This window comes from Shimia sp. MIT910701, from assembly GCF_047126315.1.
In the GTDB taxonomy this organism is placed as follows: Bacteria; Pseudomonadota; Alphaproteobacteria; order Rhodobacterales; family Rhodobacteraceae; genus Shimia.
In genome coordinates this window covers 4232174-4247118 of the sequence record NZ_CP138953.1, presented here as the reverse complement: position 1 = coordinate 4247118, position 14945 = coordinate 4232174, and the positions used below count along the sequence as shown (strand labels likewise).

General features: G+C 57.3%; 17 protein-coding genes. 1 reads left to right on the top strand and 16 read right to left on the bottom strand.

The window, feature by feature from the left end:
- Positions 1 to 108 precede the first annotated feature (108 nt).
- From SIB38_RS20770 to SIB38_RS20705, 14 genes are all read right to left on the bottom strand, one after another.
- Entirely contained in the window at positions 109 to 642 is a 534-nt protein-coding gene (locus SIB38_RS20770; RefSeq protein ID WP_294113110.1) for a prepilin peptidase, read from the bottom strand.
- 9 nt (positions 643 to 651) lie between these two features.
- Positions 652 to 1500, bottom strand: a complete 849-nt coding sequence (locus SIB38_RS20765; RefSeq protein ID WP_294113111.1) for a tetratricopeptide repeat protein — start codon at positions 1498 to 1500, stop codon at positions 652 to 654.
- A 32-nt stretch (positions 1501 to 1532) separates the two neighbouring features.
- On the bottom strand, positions 1533 to 2096 hold the full coding sequence (locus SIB38_RS20760; protein ID WP_294113112.1) for a tetratricopeptide repeat protein: 564 nt from the start codon (positions 2094 to 2096) through the stop codon (positions 1533 to 1535).
- A gap of 27 nt (positions 2097 to 2123) precedes the next feature.
- Positions 2124 to 3095, bottom strand: a complete 972-nt coding sequence (locus SIB38_RS20755) for a type II secretion system F family protein (RefSeq protein WP_294113114.1) — start codon at positions 3093 to 3095, stop codon at positions 2124 to 2126.
- A gap of 12 nt (positions 3096 to 3107) precedes the next feature.
- Positions 3108 to 4076: a type II secretion system F family protein gene (locus SIB38_RS20750; RefSeq protein ID WP_294113116.1), complete on the bottom strand. Its 969-nt coding sequence runs from the start codon at positions 4074 to 4076 to the stop codon at positions 3108 to 3110.
- A gap of 6 nt (positions 4077 to 4082) precedes the next feature.
- Positions 4083 to 5558, bottom strand: coding sequence for a CpaF family protein (locus tag SIB38_RS20745; RefSeq protein ID WP_294113117.1), 1476 nt, complete (start codon positions 5556 to 5558; stop codon positions 4083 to 4085).
- A 15-nt stretch (positions 5559 to 5573) separates the two neighbouring features.
- Positions 5574 to 6812, bottom strand: a complete 1239-nt coding sequence (locus tag SIB38_RS20740; protein ID WP_294113119.1) for an AAA family ATPase — start codon at positions 6810 to 6812, stop codon at positions 5574 to 5576.
- 287 nt (positions 6813 to 7099) lie between these two features.
- Positions 7100 to 7753, bottom strand: coding sequence for an OmpA family protein (locus SIB38_RS20735; RefSeq protein ID WP_294113122.1), 654 nt, complete (start codon positions 7751 to 7753; stop codon positions 7100 to 7102).
- A gap of 14 nt (positions 7754 to 7767) precedes the next feature.
- The gene (locus SIB38_RS20730; RefSeq protein WP_412550964.1) at positions 7768 to 9168 is read right to left on the bottom strand and encodes a type II and III secretion system protein family protein; all 1401 of its coding nucleotides are present in this window, start codon (positions 9166 to 9168) and stop codon (positions 7768 to 7770) included.
- Positions 9169 to 9411: 243 nt separating this feature from the next.
- The gene (gene cpaB, locus SIB38_RS20725) at positions 9412 to 10281 is read right to left on the bottom strand and encodes a Flp pilus assembly protein CpaB (RefSeq protein WP_294113126.1); all 870 of its coding nucleotides are present in this window, start codon (positions 10279 to 10281) and stop codon (positions 9412 to 9414) included.
- 199 nt (positions 10282 to 10480) lie between these two features.
- Positions 10481 to 10681, bottom strand: coding sequence for a hypothetical protein (locus SIB38_RS20720; RefSeq protein WP_412550963.1), 201 nt, complete (start codon positions 10679 to 10681; stop codon positions 10481 to 10483).
- Between the two features lie 85 nt (positions 10682 to 10766).
- Entirely contained in the window at positions 10767 to 10979 is a 213-nt protein-coding gene (locus SIB38_RS20715) for a hypothetical protein (protein WP_294113129.1), read from the bottom strand.
- A gap of 80 nt (positions 10980 to 11059) precedes the next feature.
- On the bottom strand, positions 11060 to 11272 hold the full coding sequence (locus tag SIB38_RS20710) for a hypothetical protein (RefSeq protein WP_294113129.1): 213 nt from the start codon (positions 11270 to 11272) through the stop codon (positions 11060 to 11062).
- Positions 11273 to 11352: 80 nt separating this feature from the next.
- A complete protein-coding gene (locus SIB38_RS20705) occupies positions 11353 to 11565 on the bottom strand; it encodes a hypothetical protein (protein WP_294113129.1) in 213 nt (70 codons plus the stop codon).
- Positions 11566 to 11910: 345 nt separating this feature from the next.
- Here SIB38_RS20705 and SIB38_RS20700 point away from each other — a divergent pair, with 345 nt between their 5' ends.
- Complete coding sequence (locus SIB38_RS20700; protein WP_294113130.1) at positions 11911 to 12732, top strand: lytic transglycosylase domain-containing protein; 822 nt, start codon at positions 11911 to 11913, stop codon at positions 12730 to 12732.
- Between the two features lie 3 nt (positions 12733 to 12735).
- On the opposite strand, the gene SIB38_RS20695 is transcribed toward SIB38_RS20700, so the two are convergent.
- Positions 12736 to 14109 carry an L-serine ammonia-lyase gene (locus SIB38_RS20695; protein ID WP_412550962.1) on the bottom strand — a complete coding sequence of 458 codons (1374 nt, stop codon included), beginning with the start codon at positions 14107 to 14109 and terminating at the stop codon, positions 12736 to 12738.
- A gap of 2 nt (positions 14110 to 14111) precedes the next feature.
- The gene (locus SIB38_RS20690) at positions 14112 to 14816 is read right to left on the bottom strand and encodes a glutathione S-transferase family protein (RefSeq protein ID WP_294113133.1); all 705 of its coding nucleotides are present in this window, start codon (positions 14814 to 14816) and stop codon (positions 14112 to 14114) included.
- Positions 14817 to 14945: the final 129 nt, after the last annotated feature.

Sequence of the window (14945 nt, the reverse complement as noted above, 5' to 3'; positions counted from 1 at the left end):
ACACTCCTGATTGAGGGCCGCAAAGCCCTCGGTCTGTTTCCATCCCATAGACAATCAAAAGGTGGCGTTTTTGGGGCCGCATCGGGCCGGCATCGTGAAGGATGCGATTTATTGGCCGTGCAGAACGCCCAGGATTAGGTAGGTGCAGAGCGCCAGGCCAATGCCGGTGCCCATCGGCAAGGTCATCTGATCTCCCTTGCCTACATTCACACCGCTCTCAGAGGCCTTGAGCTTCCAGGCGGCCCAGTCCGGCGCCAGCTTGCGCAAGGGCGTGACGCGGATGATCAGCGTGGCCAATGTCGCAACAATGATCGATCCAAAGGTGATCATCAGCATGTAGCTGGCGTCGCCTTTGTCGACGTAAAGCGCGGCCACAGCCGCCATTTTCACGTCCCCAGCACCCACTTGCCGCGCCATCCACATCAGAAGCAGTACCGCAAACACCACGCCATAATTAGCAAAGCGCCAGACAAACTCCATGATTGGCAATGTGGCAAGCCCGACCACCACAAAGATCGCAAACAAGGCCCAGACGGACAGGTTGCTGATCCGCTTGTGCTTCATGTCCACCCAGAAGATGAACACGCAAAGCGGCAGCGCCGGGAGCAATGCCCAGAGCGCAAATGTGCTGGAGACCTGCATCAAGAAACCTTAGCCGTTTTCAAGCGCATCCAGGGCGCGCACCGCGGCCTCAAAGTGTTGCGGATGGGTTTCCACCGCCTCACGCAGCAGCACTTTGCCGGTTTGGGTATCGCCCTGCTTAACCGCAGACAGCGCCAGTGTGTGCAGCAGCTGCGCGCGTTCGGTTTGCACCATCGGGATCACCGGCAGGGTGTACTGGCGTTGCGCGCCACGTGCCAAAACCATGTTGTTTTTGGCGGTGAACAGCGTGCTGTCCTGACGCACGGCTTCACCAAACAGACGCTCCGCTTCGGCATAGTCGCCACGGGTCAGTTTGGAATAGCCCCAGTTGTTCATCACACCAGCCGGGCGGGTGGTCAGGCCAACGGCGATTTCATAGAAGCTGTCGGCGCGGTTCCACTCTTTGTTGCTATCCGCAATCATGGCCTCAAGGCGGTAGCGCTTAAAGGTCTCATGGGTGGGCGGAATGCTGTCCAACGTCTTTTCGGCGTCATCCCAAAGACCAGCGCGGATTTGCGCATCCGCCAGATCAACACGATCGTTGGCAGTGCTGTCTTTGTGTTTGGTCACCTGTTTCCAGGCTGGCACAGCTTCGGTGAACCGCTTCGCGCGCACGTAAGACACGGCGAGACCGCGTTGAAGATCCAGGCGATCTGGATTGTCTTTCAGCGTGCGCTTAAAATAGGCGATGCCTTCGTTGGGATCGGCCACAGTCAACATCACGTCAGACAGGTTGGCTTCGTCTACGGCGTTCACGTCCTGAATGGCGCGTTCAACGCTTTCGTCACCTTTATCGGAACAGGCTGTCAACGCGACAAGCCCGGCCACACAAATTGTCCCCAAAACAGGATGGCGCATTGTTTGCGTCCTTTGCTGCTCTTGCTCTCAATTTATGGCGTCTGACGGATCACGTAGTCGCTGCTACCCCGCCGCACCAATTTATATTCTTGTTGGTTTTCGTCACCATAGACCGGTTGATTCGAATTTGCGAGTGCTATGCGCAAATTATCCCGGATTGCGTCACTTTCGCCATTGTCCAGAGCATAGGCGCGGCGCAGAATCTGTTCGGCTTCGGCATATTTTCCCTGTTCCATAAGCGTAATGCCGAGGTTGTTCCAAGTTTCCGGATGGCTGTCGTCCGCCTTGAGCGCCTCGCGCAACAGGTCTTCGGCTTGTCCCAAGCGTCCCATCACCAGATTGGCCGTGCCCACGGCAGCCAGAACGTCCGGTGTGCGTCCTTGTTCCAGCCCCGCGCGCACAAAGGCATCCATCGCCAGATCATATTCGCCGGCGTCCATAAGGCGCCAGCCCACCACCAAGCCATCTACAGCCTCGCCTTTGGGGTCGACCGCAGGTGCGTAAGGGCTGTCGCTGGATGCGCCAAAGCCGCCCGTGTCACAGGCGGCTATAGCAAAGCTTAGTATCAACAGGGCGCTGGCCCGGAAGTGTGTCATTTGGGGCGCTTTTTTGCTCGTTTTGCCTCACTGGCCGAGCTGCGTGATCCCAATCACAGACGGGCTGACCAAGATGATCAACAGCGGCGGCACAGTGAGCATCATTGTGGCCAATGTCATCTTTGTTGGCAACTTGTTTGCCGCCTCTTCAGCTCGCATCACCCGTTTGTCACGCATCTCCCCGGCATAGACCCGCAGGGCTTCGGCGATGGAGGTACCAAAGGTCGCGGATTGGATAAGCACGGTCACAAAAGAGGACACGTCCTGTACGCCGCAGCGTTCCCCCATGTCAGACAGAACCTGGGACTTATCCTTACCGGCTTTCATTTCATGTGCCACAATTTCGAACTCTTGTGCCAGCGCCGGATAAGAGGCGCGCAACTCGCCTGCGACGCGGACAATCGATTGGTCGAGCGATTGCCCGGCTTCCACGCAGACCAGCATCATGTCGAGGCTGTCAGGGAAGCCGGCGGTGATCTCTTCTTTGCGCTCGGCAACCCGGCGGGTGACCCAATATTTGGGCAGGAAGTAACCTGCGCCGCCAGGGCCAAGGGTCCAAAACAGCATGTCTGACGTTGTGGATTGGTCGGTTTGCTTCACCAAAATGAAATATGTGACCCCAAGGATCAAACCACCAATGCCCAGGACCATCTGCGCAAGGTGGTAGGCCCGAACCGCATCACGCGATGGATAACCCGCCTGCATCAGTTTCAGGCGCACAGAGCTGAGTTCCGCTTCACTTTGTGGTTCCAGAAAGGCCTTATACTTGTCGAGCTTGGCATTGGCCGCTTTGCGGCGAAGGCGCTCGTCCTTGGTGGTGCGTGAGGATGTCTTTTCTTGGGATTTCTTAAGTTTGGCAATTGGGTCGTCTTGGCGCGCCATCATGCCAGTCACGATTAGAAGCGTGAAGAAAACGCCAAGGACCAGCACCGCGATCATTGGACCGCGGGGTCCCAGCATGTCGGTCAACATCATGTTCAGGGCTTCCAGAATGGTCATAGCAGGATCTCCTTACACTTTGATGTTGGTCAGGATTTTCATGACGATGAGGTTCAACCCCAAGAACACGCCCACGGCGATACAGCCTGGAATGTAGAGCCAGTGGTCTTTGACTTCGTCATAATAGTTCGGGTCCATCACGTTGATTGCGATCAAGGCCATAACAGGAAAACCGGACAGGAATTTGCCGGACCATTTTGCCTCAGCCGTAATGGCTTTTACGCGGCGGAACAGGCGGAAGCGGGCGCGGATCACCTTGGACAGACCGGCGAGGATCTCGGCGAGGTTACCCCCGGATTGCTGCTGGATGGTCACCGCCACCGATAGAAAGCGCAGATCCTGCATGTCCAGGCGTTCAGCCATGTCTTTCAGCGCTTCACCCAAATCGCGGCCGTAGGCAGCTTCATCGGCGATCACGCCAAACTCGGTGGCCAGCGGGTCCTCGATTTCCTTGGACACAATCTGGATCGCGGAGGAGAACGGGTGGCCCACACGCAGCGAGCGCACCATCAGTTCAATCGCGTCCGGCAGTTGCTCTTCGATCATGGAGATGCGCTTGCCCGCTTTCATCGAGACCCAAGTATACACCCCGCCAACACCCATCATCACGGCAATCGCAGCGCGGGTGATGACGCCGGTTTGTGTGCCAACAGTGAGGCCCATAAAGGCAAAAACAGACACCGCAACCATCATGAGGATCAGCTGCATGGGCGAGAATGCGATCGCGGCCTTCTGCGCCTTTTCCGCCAGCACGGAATACAGGGGAATGCCGCGGTTTTCCGCGTGCTGCTTCATCTCTTTGCGGAGCTGCTCCAGCACCTCTTCACGCTTGGCGCCTTTGTCCAGCATCTCAAGCCGGCGGTTTACACGGCTGTTGAGGCTGATGGATTTGCCAAAAACGGTCAGGTAAACGCCTTCGACCAACACGAAGACGCCCACAAAAATGAGGCCATAGACAATAAGTTCGGGCGAAAATGGCATGTCTGATTACCCCGCAGACGGTTCGTAAATTTCAGGCGGCAGATCGTAGCCCCAGAGACGGAAGCGCTCGGAATAGTGCGAGCGCACGCCGGTGGCTGTGAAATGGCCAATAATCTTGTTTTCCGGCGTCAGGCCGGTGCGCTGGAAGCGGAAAATTTCCTGCATAGAGATCACGTCCCCCTCCATGCCGGTGATCTCGGTGATTGAGGTCATGCGACGCGAGCCGTCCTGAAGACGCGAGGCTTGCACGATCAGGTTCACCGCCGAAGAAATCTGCGATCGCACCGCCTTCAGCGGCATCTCAATCCCGGCCATGGCGATCATGTTTTCCAGACGGGAAATACCGTCGCGTGCGTTGTTGGCGTGAATTGTGGTCATCGAGCCGTCGTGGCCGGTGTTCATCGCCTGCAGCATGTCGATCACTTCTTCGCCACGCGTCTCCCCCACGATGATGCGGTCAGGGCGCATCCGCAGTGCGTTTTTCAGACAGTCGCGCGGGGAGACTTCGCCTTTGCCTTCCACGTTGGGCGGGCGGCTTTCCATCCGGCCCACATGGGTCTGTTGCAGTTGAAGTTCCGCGGTATCCTCAATCGTCAGGATACGTTCGGCGTTATCAATGAAAGAACTCAGCGCGTTGAGCGTGGTGGTTTTACCGGAGCCAGTACCGCCGGACACAATCACGTTCAGGCGGGTGGACACCGCCGCCTGCAGATAGGCGGCCATCTCTTCAGAGAAGGCGCCAAAGCGCACCAGGTCATCAATGCCCAGCTTGTCTTTCTTGAACTTACGAATGGACACCAACGAGCCATCCACCGCAATCGGGGAGACCATGGCGTTGAAGCGCGAGCCATCCGCCAGGCGGGCGTCCACATAGGGGTTGGACTCATCCACACGACGCCCCACCGCCGACACAATCTTGTCGATGATGCGCAGCAGGTGTTTTTCGTCTTTGAACACAATGTCGGTAAGCTCAAGCTTACCGGCGCGTTCCACAAAAATCTGCTTCGGGCCGTTCACCAGAATATCGTTCACGGTCTCATCTTGCAGCAGGGTTTCCAGCGGACCAAGGCCGGTGACCTCGTCATACAGCTCCTGAAACACCGTGGTGCGCTCTTCACGATTGAGCACAATCGCTTTTTCTTGAAGCACTTCGGTGGCAATGGCGGTGATTTCAGCCCGCAGCTCGCGCTCAGACGCCTTGTCCAATGCAGCCAGGTTCAGGTTGTCCAGAAGTTCGCGGTGCAGTTCCAGCTTGATTTCGCCAAGGCGTTCCTTGCGGCGACGCTCTTTGTCACCAGCGGCAACGACGCCTGCCGCCTTCTCAGCCACAGGGCGGCGCATCACTTTTTTTGCTGCCGAAGTTGCGCTGGGGGCAGCAGCTGGCGCAGGAGCCGGTGCGGCTTTTTTCGCTTCGGCTTTCGCGGCTTTTTCAGCAACTGCGGGACCGGGTTTGGCGTCAGATTTTTTGTAACGAGAAAACATGGCGACGGTCCTTTGTTACGCGGCTTTTTCGCTGGCTTGATCCAGCGCGTGCAGGCTGGCGGCGAGCTTGGCAATTTCCTTGCGGAGCGGGTTTTTGGCGGCGCTGATCGCCAGCGGCTGACCATGATCAGACGATTGCGCAACCTGCTTGCCGCCATCAGGCATGTTCAAATCAATCGAGATGCCGAGGCTTTCCGCCAGACGTTTCACCCGGCTTTTGCCCGCCAGATCGGTGAACTTTGGCGCGCGGTTCATCACGTAGCGCAGCTTTTCAAACGGCAGATCTTCCGCTTGCAGAGCCCGCTTAAGACGCATGGCGTTCTGGGCCGAGCGCATGTCGATTTCCATCGTCGCAAAGTAGACATGGGCCGCCTGCAGCACGACTTCGGACCACTGCACCAGCGTCGACGGCATGTCGACAATCACATAGTCATAGTGTTTTCGCGCCATCTCCAACATGCGGTCGATGTCCTCGGGGCCGACAAGATCCAGCGGGATGATCTCCGCCGGAGCGGTCAAAACATGCAGCTTTTCTTCGTAGGTTTGCAGCGCTTGGCCAAAGCTATCGCTGTCCATGCTTTCGGTATCGGTCAAAAGCTCAAACACCGCGTCAGGCCGAGGCAGATCAAGATAGGTCGACATGGTGCCAAACTGCAGGTCGAGATCAAGCAAGCATACGCTTGGTGGCTCGCTTCCTGTGGTTGCAAGTTCCCAGCCAAGGTTGGTGGCCAGAGTGGTTGCGCCGGTGCCGCCGGCGATACCGTGCACCGCGATTAAGACGCCTTCGTGGGACACATCGGATGCGGCGAGTTTCACTTGGGAGGACGCTGGAATTTCTGCGGCCTTGGCCGCCGCGCGGATCTTTTCGATCGCGGCTTGGAGTTCGCCAGGTGGAAGCGGGTAGGGGATAAACTCGTCAGCGCCATGGCGCAGCAAGGTGTGCAACGAGGCCGGGGTCACGTCTTCTGCAATCAGAAGGGTGCGAATGTTGCGGTTGCGTGCTTCGGTGATGATGTCCGTCAGCTCATCCAGAGAATCCTCGTCCATGTCGTCCATGGCAATGGCAATGAATTCCAGATGTTCCGCCTCGGGTTGCGCCATGAATGGCACAGCGTCCTCAAAGCCGAGGTCGCCCCATTGTTCTCCCAGGGCTTCTTCCATATCCACAATCAGAAGTTCAAAATTCTGCACATCCCGGCAAATGGTACATGCCAGGATTGGATTTTGATCGGTTTGCAGCGCTTCGCTACTCATCTTCAGCCTCAAGTCCTCTGGCGCAATATGCGCCTGTTATGGTGCAGAGGTGCCCACCTCTCTTTGGCAGTTGCCTGACAATCACCCCGATTGCTGGCCATCCGACTCGCGCCAGACACAGTTTGCCTCGGGAACGAAGATCACTCTGAACTTGGGCAACATTGGGGCTAAAAAACCGAAATTGTGCGGTATTGTGCGACGATCCCGACAAATGCGGCGGATCGTTTCCGGAACACAAAAAAGCCGACCCAAAGGCCGGCTTTCTCTAGTTGGTTGATTTTGCTTTGCTATTCGCCGCCGCTTGAAATGGACAAGCCGCTGATGTTGGTTGGTGGCACGGCGCTGGCTACGTATTCACGGTAGATGACCGAGGCGTACCGTCCATCCAGGATATTCGGGTGATTTGAAACAAATCCGGTGACTTCAGTGACCGTGCGGCGATTACGGCGTTCGCGGTTTTGGGTCACGACCAAGGGTTGGGTTTTGCCCAGAGACACAACGGCTTCTAGGCGGTCGCGCCCAATGCCTTGGCTGGACAAGTAAGAGACCACCGCACGCGCGCGGCGCATCCCAAGAGATTTGTTATAGGCGTTGCTGCCCACGGCATCGGTGTGTCCATACACTTTGAAGCGCACTTCTGGGAACTCACGGATCCACGCCGCTTGCTGGCGCAAAATGGTCCGGGCGTTTTCATCCAGAACCGCGCTGTCAAAGTCGAAGTTCACCATCGCGGGCACTTCTTCAGCAAATCGGGTGGCCAAACTCAGGACGTATGATTTGTCTCCGTTTTGGATGCCGATGTTGTTGGCGGTGGCTTCACCGAAAGTGCCACTGTCCACAACGGACCCGGACTCACGAACCCAGGAGGGCAGGGCGCTGCTGTCCCCGTCAGAACAGGCGGAGATCAGCAAGAGCGCAAGTGCGGCGAGTTTTTTGATCATGTCTCAGCCTTTCCTTAGTCCATCACGTAGCCGTAGGAGCCGGTGAAGTCCTGCTTTGCAACTTCGCCCGCTGCGCCGCGTTGTTTTTTCGCGCCGCTGGTGGTGTGGCCAAACAGGAAGAGCTCCTGTTCGGTTGGGGGTTTGATCCGGTCGGTTGGCAGAGCCAACGCTCCGCCACGGGTTGGTGTCACCAGATGTGCGGTCACAATCACAACCAGTTCCGATTGTGAGCGCTCGTAGTCGGCGCTGCGAAATAGGGCGCCCAATACTGGCACGTCACCAAGCCATGGAAGCTGCGCGTTGTTGTCCATGAAGTTGTCTTGCAGCAGGCCCGCAATGGCAAAGCTTTCGCCGTCGCGCATTTCCACTGTTGTGGACGCTTCACGCCGGCTAAAGGCCGCAATGCTGACTGTGCCATCATTATAGCCATTTGCCGTATCCAGTGCGGAAACCGCAGTGGCCAGTTCCAAATTGATCAAGTCGCCATCGACCACGCGCGGTACAAAGTTGAGTTCGACACCGAAAGGTTTGAACTCCACGGACAGTTCGCCACCGTCTTGTGCAACCGGAATTGGGTATTCACCGCCGGCGAGGAACTTCGCTTCTTGGCCGGACAACGCGGAGAGGTTCGGTTCGGCCAACGTCCGTACCATGCCTTTGCTCTCAAGCGCTTGGATCATCAGATTGATCTCAAAAGCACCGGCGTTCAGGTTGAACAACCCAGCGCCGCGCGTGCCCGGATTGAGCGGCCGGGTCCCTGTTTCCGCATCGGGCACCTGGTTGAAGAAACCGGTCTGAATGAGGTTGCCATTTCCGCTGATTTGGAAATCGGTCGACAGTGCCTTGGAAACGCTGCGCTGCATTTCTGCAAAACGCACTTTGAGCATGACCTGCTGCACGCCGCCTACGACCATCAGGTTGGAAACCCGCTCGGGCGCGTAACGCTCCGCCAGATCCAGCGCGCGTTGCAGGCGCTGTGGCGAAGAGACTGTGCCTGACATGACGATACCGTCATTGGCAGACCGCACGTCGATTGTCTCGTTTGGCAAAATTTGCTTCAGGCGCTCTTTAAACTCCGACAGATCCGGAGCCACGCGCACATCTACGTTTGTGATCAGTTTGCCGGTGGCATCTAGCAATGTCAGCGTGGTCAGACCAGGTGATTTGCCAAGCACATAGATTGTGCGATCAGACAACGATGAGATGTCGGCAATTGCCGGGTTAGCAATTGACAGCTCTGCGAAGGGAACGTCGCTTTCCACCACAACGGCGCGGTTCATCGGCACGCTGAGCGAAGAGGATGTTCCGCTTCGCACCACACGCAGAGATTCCGCAAAGGACGGGGTCGCCATCATTGGCATAACCCCAACGGCGACGCCTAGCAGGGCCGCCCCAAAAAGTCTTTTCAGTGTCATTGTGACCTGCCTCTCGATCACGCCTCGGTTCGCGGGTCTTTTGCCCACATTTTTGTCCACTCTGCGCCAAGTGGCGAAATATTGCAAGAATCAATGGTTTCGCGCGGTTTGTTGAGGTGTTCTTCTGTGGGGCCTGTGCCACAGAGGAAAGCATGGGAATGGCCGCCAGCGCAATAAACAAAGGCGCCCAAGGTTGTGGGCGCCTTCGAAAAAGTGGTGTTATTTGGGTCGTTAAAACCCGCGTTAATTGGTGCAAGGGATTGGAATTTCGATCACCTGTCCACCTTTGCGGTTTTTGATCGTGCAAACCTTGGGCTGCTGCACTTGAACGATCTGCTGCACTACTGGCGCGTCTTCCTTCTCTTCGATTCCCAGCAACATGCGCTGGTCAACCTCAAAGACCTCGGCAACGGTATTGTCATTGGCGCCCACCAGCGAGAGGGACAGACGACCGGAGCTTTGTGCTTGGGTTAACGCTGGCACCTGATCGGTTGTGGCTGCAACAGTAACGGTACGCGCGACACGCGCTTCCGCTTGTTCCTCATTCACGGATTGGTCCACGGCGACCAGCTTCACATTGGGCTGGATCAGCTTGGTGAATTCTCCGCGGTTGGTTTCGTCACGTTCGATACGGCCGGTCCAGTAGATGTCGACAAGGTCGCCGGGGCGAATGTGTCCGGATACCCCGCTGGCAACGTCAACTTTGATAGTAAACGCGCGTTCGCCGTTCTTGAGGCGCGAAGTGATGCCGGCCTCTTCGCCAGGTTCGGTGAGCTTCGCTGCGAGAAGGATTTCGCCTTTTTCCATCGAGCGCAAAATCACCCGCTGCCGGTTGTTGCCGTCTGGGAACAGCACGTCAGCGTCCGTGAACATGCCTTCGGGCATGGCCGCTTTGGGCCACTGCACGCGGCGCACGTCCTTAAGCGCGAGTTTCTCGCCGAATTTCATGGGGCGCGCGACAATAAAGCCGTCGACCAGCTCGACGGTCGGGTTTTCGGTCTTTTGCTGCGCCAGAGCGTTTTCATAGCCCTTGATGTAATTCTGCGCCATGTAGACTGCGAATCCCGCGATCCCCAATCCAAAAAGCAAAACGGCTGCAAATATAGCACGCATGGGTTCCACCTCGTGTTGTGATCCCGGCGCAAGAGGCGCAGCGGGAATGGTTCAATGACAGTGTGAGTGGCAAATGTGGCAAATTCTGGGAGCCACGACGCAGCTTTCAGGGCAATTGCTGACACTTTTGATGCCCACAAATGCGAACAGGCGACCCATTCTGGGCGCCTGCGCAACGTCTCGATTGTGAAGCGTGTGCTTACTGTGTGGCAAACGGCGCCGTCGTGGCGTCTGCGCCAGTAATGGTGACAGCGGCAGCGGTCACAGGGGTCGCGGTTGCGGATTCAATGGCCGCAAAAACAACAACCGCCAGCCCTACGATACCTGCGGTCAGAACAACCCAGTCCACAGTCACTGCGCCAGCTTCGTCTTTGCGGAAGTTTTTGATGAACGTTTTCATGCGCGTTCTCCGGTAAGAGCGAGGCAGAATCCTCTTGGGAACAAAGGGCGCCGACGGCGCCCTTCATGTTTTAACCAACGAAGGCTTAGTTAGAGCCGCCGGTTGTTGCGATCGCGGAAGTTGTCGCGTCGGCACCGTTCAGAGCCACAGCAGCTTCAGTGGTCAGACCGGAAGTTGTGGATTCGATGGCGGTGAATGCTGCAACGGCCAGGCCGACAACGGCTGCGGTCAGAACAACCCAGTCAACAGTTACTGCGCCAGCTTCGTCTTTGCGGAAATTTTTGATGAACTTGATCATTGGAATTCTCCAGAAATAGATGTGTCAGACGTGTGGGGAGGGCCCGTGCGGGCAATCCCCATTCATATCGTCAGGAAGGCTTAGTTAGAGCCGCCGGTTGTTGCGATCGCGGAAGTTGTCGCGTCGGCACCGTTCAGAGCCACAGCAGCTTCAGTGGTCAGACCGGAAGTTGTGGATTCGATGGCGGTGAATGCTGCAACGGCCAGGCCTACAACGGCTGCGGTCAGAACAACCCAGTCAACAGTTACTGCGCCGGCTTCGTCTTTGCGGAAGTTTTTGATGAACTTGATCATTGGAATTCTCCAGAAATAGATGTGTCAGACGTGTGGGGAAGGCCCGTGTGGGCAATCCCCATTCATATCGTCAGGAAGGCTTAGTTAGAGCCGCCGGTTGTTGCGATCGCGGAAGTTGTCGCGTCGGCACCGTTCAGAGCCACAGCAGCTTCAGTGGTCAGACCGGAAGTTGTGGATTCGATGGCGGTGAATGCTGCAACGGCCAGGCCTACAACGGCTGCGGTCAGAACAACCCAGTCAACAGTTACTGCGCCAGCTTCGTCTTTGCGGAAGTTTTTGATGAACTTGATCATGATGTGTCCCTCCAAAGGATCATATTTACGTAACCACCGTGTCGTGCGTTGTGGGCGTGTCTCTCTCTTGCCTGCCCGACTTGGTATGACAGCAATATCCCCCTCGAATGGGGCGGGAATTGGGCGCAAGTGGTTCGATTTTGGATCAAATACATATTGTTTGGATTTTGCGTTTAGATGATTGTTTTTGCTAAATAAAAAACTTCATTTTTTGTTAACCAGGGCTGCCAATGTGAGGTGAATGCGGCCGAATCGAGAGACTTGGGCAGCAATGAGGCAGCAAAACTGGCCTGAGGGCCCAAAATCTGCGAAGCTGGCGCAAAATGACCCGAGCAGGCGATCATCATGTTGGTAAAAAAGTGTGTGTTGGCAGCGGCCCTGTCCGCATTGGTGGGGGTAAGTGCCCCTGAGACGGCGTTTGCCGAAGGCCCTAAACCATTTCCGGACTTCTCTGCCAAGCGCGTGAAGCCGCCACAACCGGGGCAGGGCAAGCGTATCACTGTGCAGATCGCCCCAGTCGTGGTTCCAGAGGCGCAGTCGTCTGAGGACGCAGGGGAAGTCTCGCCGGGGGCTGGCGCCGGTGCGATGGCCTGGTTCTGGGAGGAAATTTCGCCCAAACTGGATGACACCAGCCCTGGCCGTTTGGAAGGCGCGCTCAATAAGGTGTCCAAACCGCCGGAAGGCAAAGCGGTGCCGACACCCCGTCTGACCACGTTACAGTCTATCGTGCAAGGCCACGGCATCGACATCCTACGCAGCACCATTGGCACGCGGGTGTCGCCGGCTTTGGTCTTGGCCGTGATTGCGGTCGAATCAGGTGGTAAGGCCGACGCGGTGAGCGGCGCAGGGGCGGAAGGCCTGATGCAGTTGATGCCGGACACCGCCGCGCGCTTTGGCGTCGAGGATAGTTTTGTCGGCGCAGACAACATTGCCGGCGGGGCCAAGTTCCTGGATTTCCTGATGGACAAGTTTGAGGGCGACCCGATCCTGGTGCTGGCTGGTTATAACGCAGGCGAGAACAGCATTACCGAACACGCCGGCGTGCCGCCCTATGCCGAAACCCGGGCCTATGTGCCAAAAGTGCTGGCCGCCTTTCAGGTGGCACGCGCACTGTGCATGACACCGCCGGAACTGATTTCCGACGGCTGCGTGTTTGCACAGCGCTGAGTGTCAGCAGTTTGGCACATTAACCGCAAGACCGCCCAGCGAGGTCTCTTTGTACTTCTCGTGCATATCCGCCCCGGTCTGGCGCATGGTTTCAATCACCGCATCCAGCGGCACAAAATGCTGCCCGTCACCGCGTAGGGCAAGTGAGGCCGCAGACACAGCTTTGATCGCGCCCAGCCCGTTGCGCTCGATGCAAGGCACCTGAACCAGACCTTTGACCGGATCACAGGTCATGCCGAGGTGATGCTCTAGCGCGATCTCCGCCGCATTCTCCACCTGCTCCGGCGTGCCGCCCATAACGGCACAAAGCCCAGCTGCGGCCATAGCAGACGCAGAGCCGACCTCAGCCTGGCATCCCGCTTCCGCACCAGAAATCGACGCGTTGAATTTCACCAGCCCGCCGATGGCAGCGGCTGTGAGCAGAAATTCGTCAATCCGTGAAGCTGTCGCGCCGGGCACATGATCCAGCCAATAGCGGATCACCGCAGGCATCACACCTGCTGCGCCATTGGTTGGGGCTGTGACCACCTGTCCACCTGCGGCGTTTTCCTCGTTCACCGCCATAGCGTAGGCGCTCATCCAGTCATTGATGGTGTGCGGCGCATTCAGGTTCATGCCGCGTTCGGCCTGCAAGGCATCGTGGATTGCCTTGGCCCGACGACGCACATTGAGCCCCCCCGGCAAAGTGCCATCTGTAGTCAGTCCGCGATCAATGCAGTCATTCATCACCTGCCAGATACGGGCGCACCCCTTGGTCAAGCTGTCGTGGCAGCCTCGCGCCACCTCGTTGGACTTCTTCATCTCGGCAATGGTCTTGCCGGAATGCTCGGCCATCTCCAGCATTTCGACCGCGGATTTGAACGGGTAGGGCACAGGCGCGCCCTCATCCGTGGCTTTGCCTTCGGTCAGTTCTTTTTCCGTCAGAACAAACCCGCCGCCAATGGAGTAATACTTCTCCTGCAGGATCACGTCGCCCTGGGCATCTGTAGCCATCAGAATCATGCCATTGGCGTGGCCGGGTAGGTTGGGGCCAAAATCAAACTTCAGATCTTCACGTGGATTGAACTTCAGCACAGGCAAGCCGTCCGGCTGGACCGTCTCTGTCTCCCGAATATGGTCCAGCGCCGCTTCGGCCTTTTCATGGTCGTAGCTGTCCGGCAGGAACCCAGCGAGGCCAAGAATGGTCGCCCGATCGGTGGCATGTCCGACGCCCGTGAAGGCAAGGGAGCCATGCAGAGAGCCTTTCAGGCCATGAAACTCAAATGGCGAGGCACGCATCACATCTAAAAACTGCGCGGCTGCCACCATTGGGCCCATAGTGTGGGACGACGACGGGCCAACGCCCACTTTGAACATATCAAAGACAGAGAGAAACATGGCTAGAGTACCGATCCTTCATGAGGCATTGGTGGCTGTGGGTTAGTGAAAGGCGTTGCCGTCATACCTTCTGCGCGGCACATGGCTATGACGCTTGGGCGGGTTTCCAGGCGACTGACCAGCTGTTTCAAACCGGGATAGGCGCCTAGCTCAAACCACTCAGTTTGCCCCTTGGGGTAAAGCGCCAGCCAGCGCACAATGGCTGCCAGGTAGAAATCCAGAACGGAAGGCACCTCCGCATTGAACCAGCTGTGCCCGGCTTGGGCCTCCTGTTCAAAAAGATCCAGTCCCTGCCGCACATGCTGTCGCGCGCCAGTGACCAGTGCAGGAAACGCCTCAGGTGCATCCGGCATGTACTGACGCGGATAAAAGATCATCCGAAAATTGGCGTGCAGCGTGTTTGACAAGTAAAACAGCCATTTGAGAAAAGCTGCCCGCTCCGGCGCCTGAGGCGTCGGAGCCAAAGCCCCATGGCGGTCTGCCAGCCACAATAAAATGGCGGCAGTCTCAAAAATCACACCATCCGGTGTCTCAAGGGCCGGAATCTTTCCCGCGGGATTGATGGCACGAAACGCAGGCTTGTTGTGCGCATCCGCGCGCCGATCGACCAGCGCGGTTGCATACGGCAGGCGCAAGTCTTCCAGCACCATACGAATGATGATCGAAGCGTTGTCTGGCGCATAGTGAAGGCGATAGCGGTCTGTCATGGCGGATATGTAACGTGGGTGTGGCAAGGTGGACGGCGCAAAAACGACGTTTCCGATAGGAAACACGCGCGGGCGGGAGGGTCAACCACAGTCAAAGTGGTTTTCGCGCTCCCTTTTGCAACCAAACCC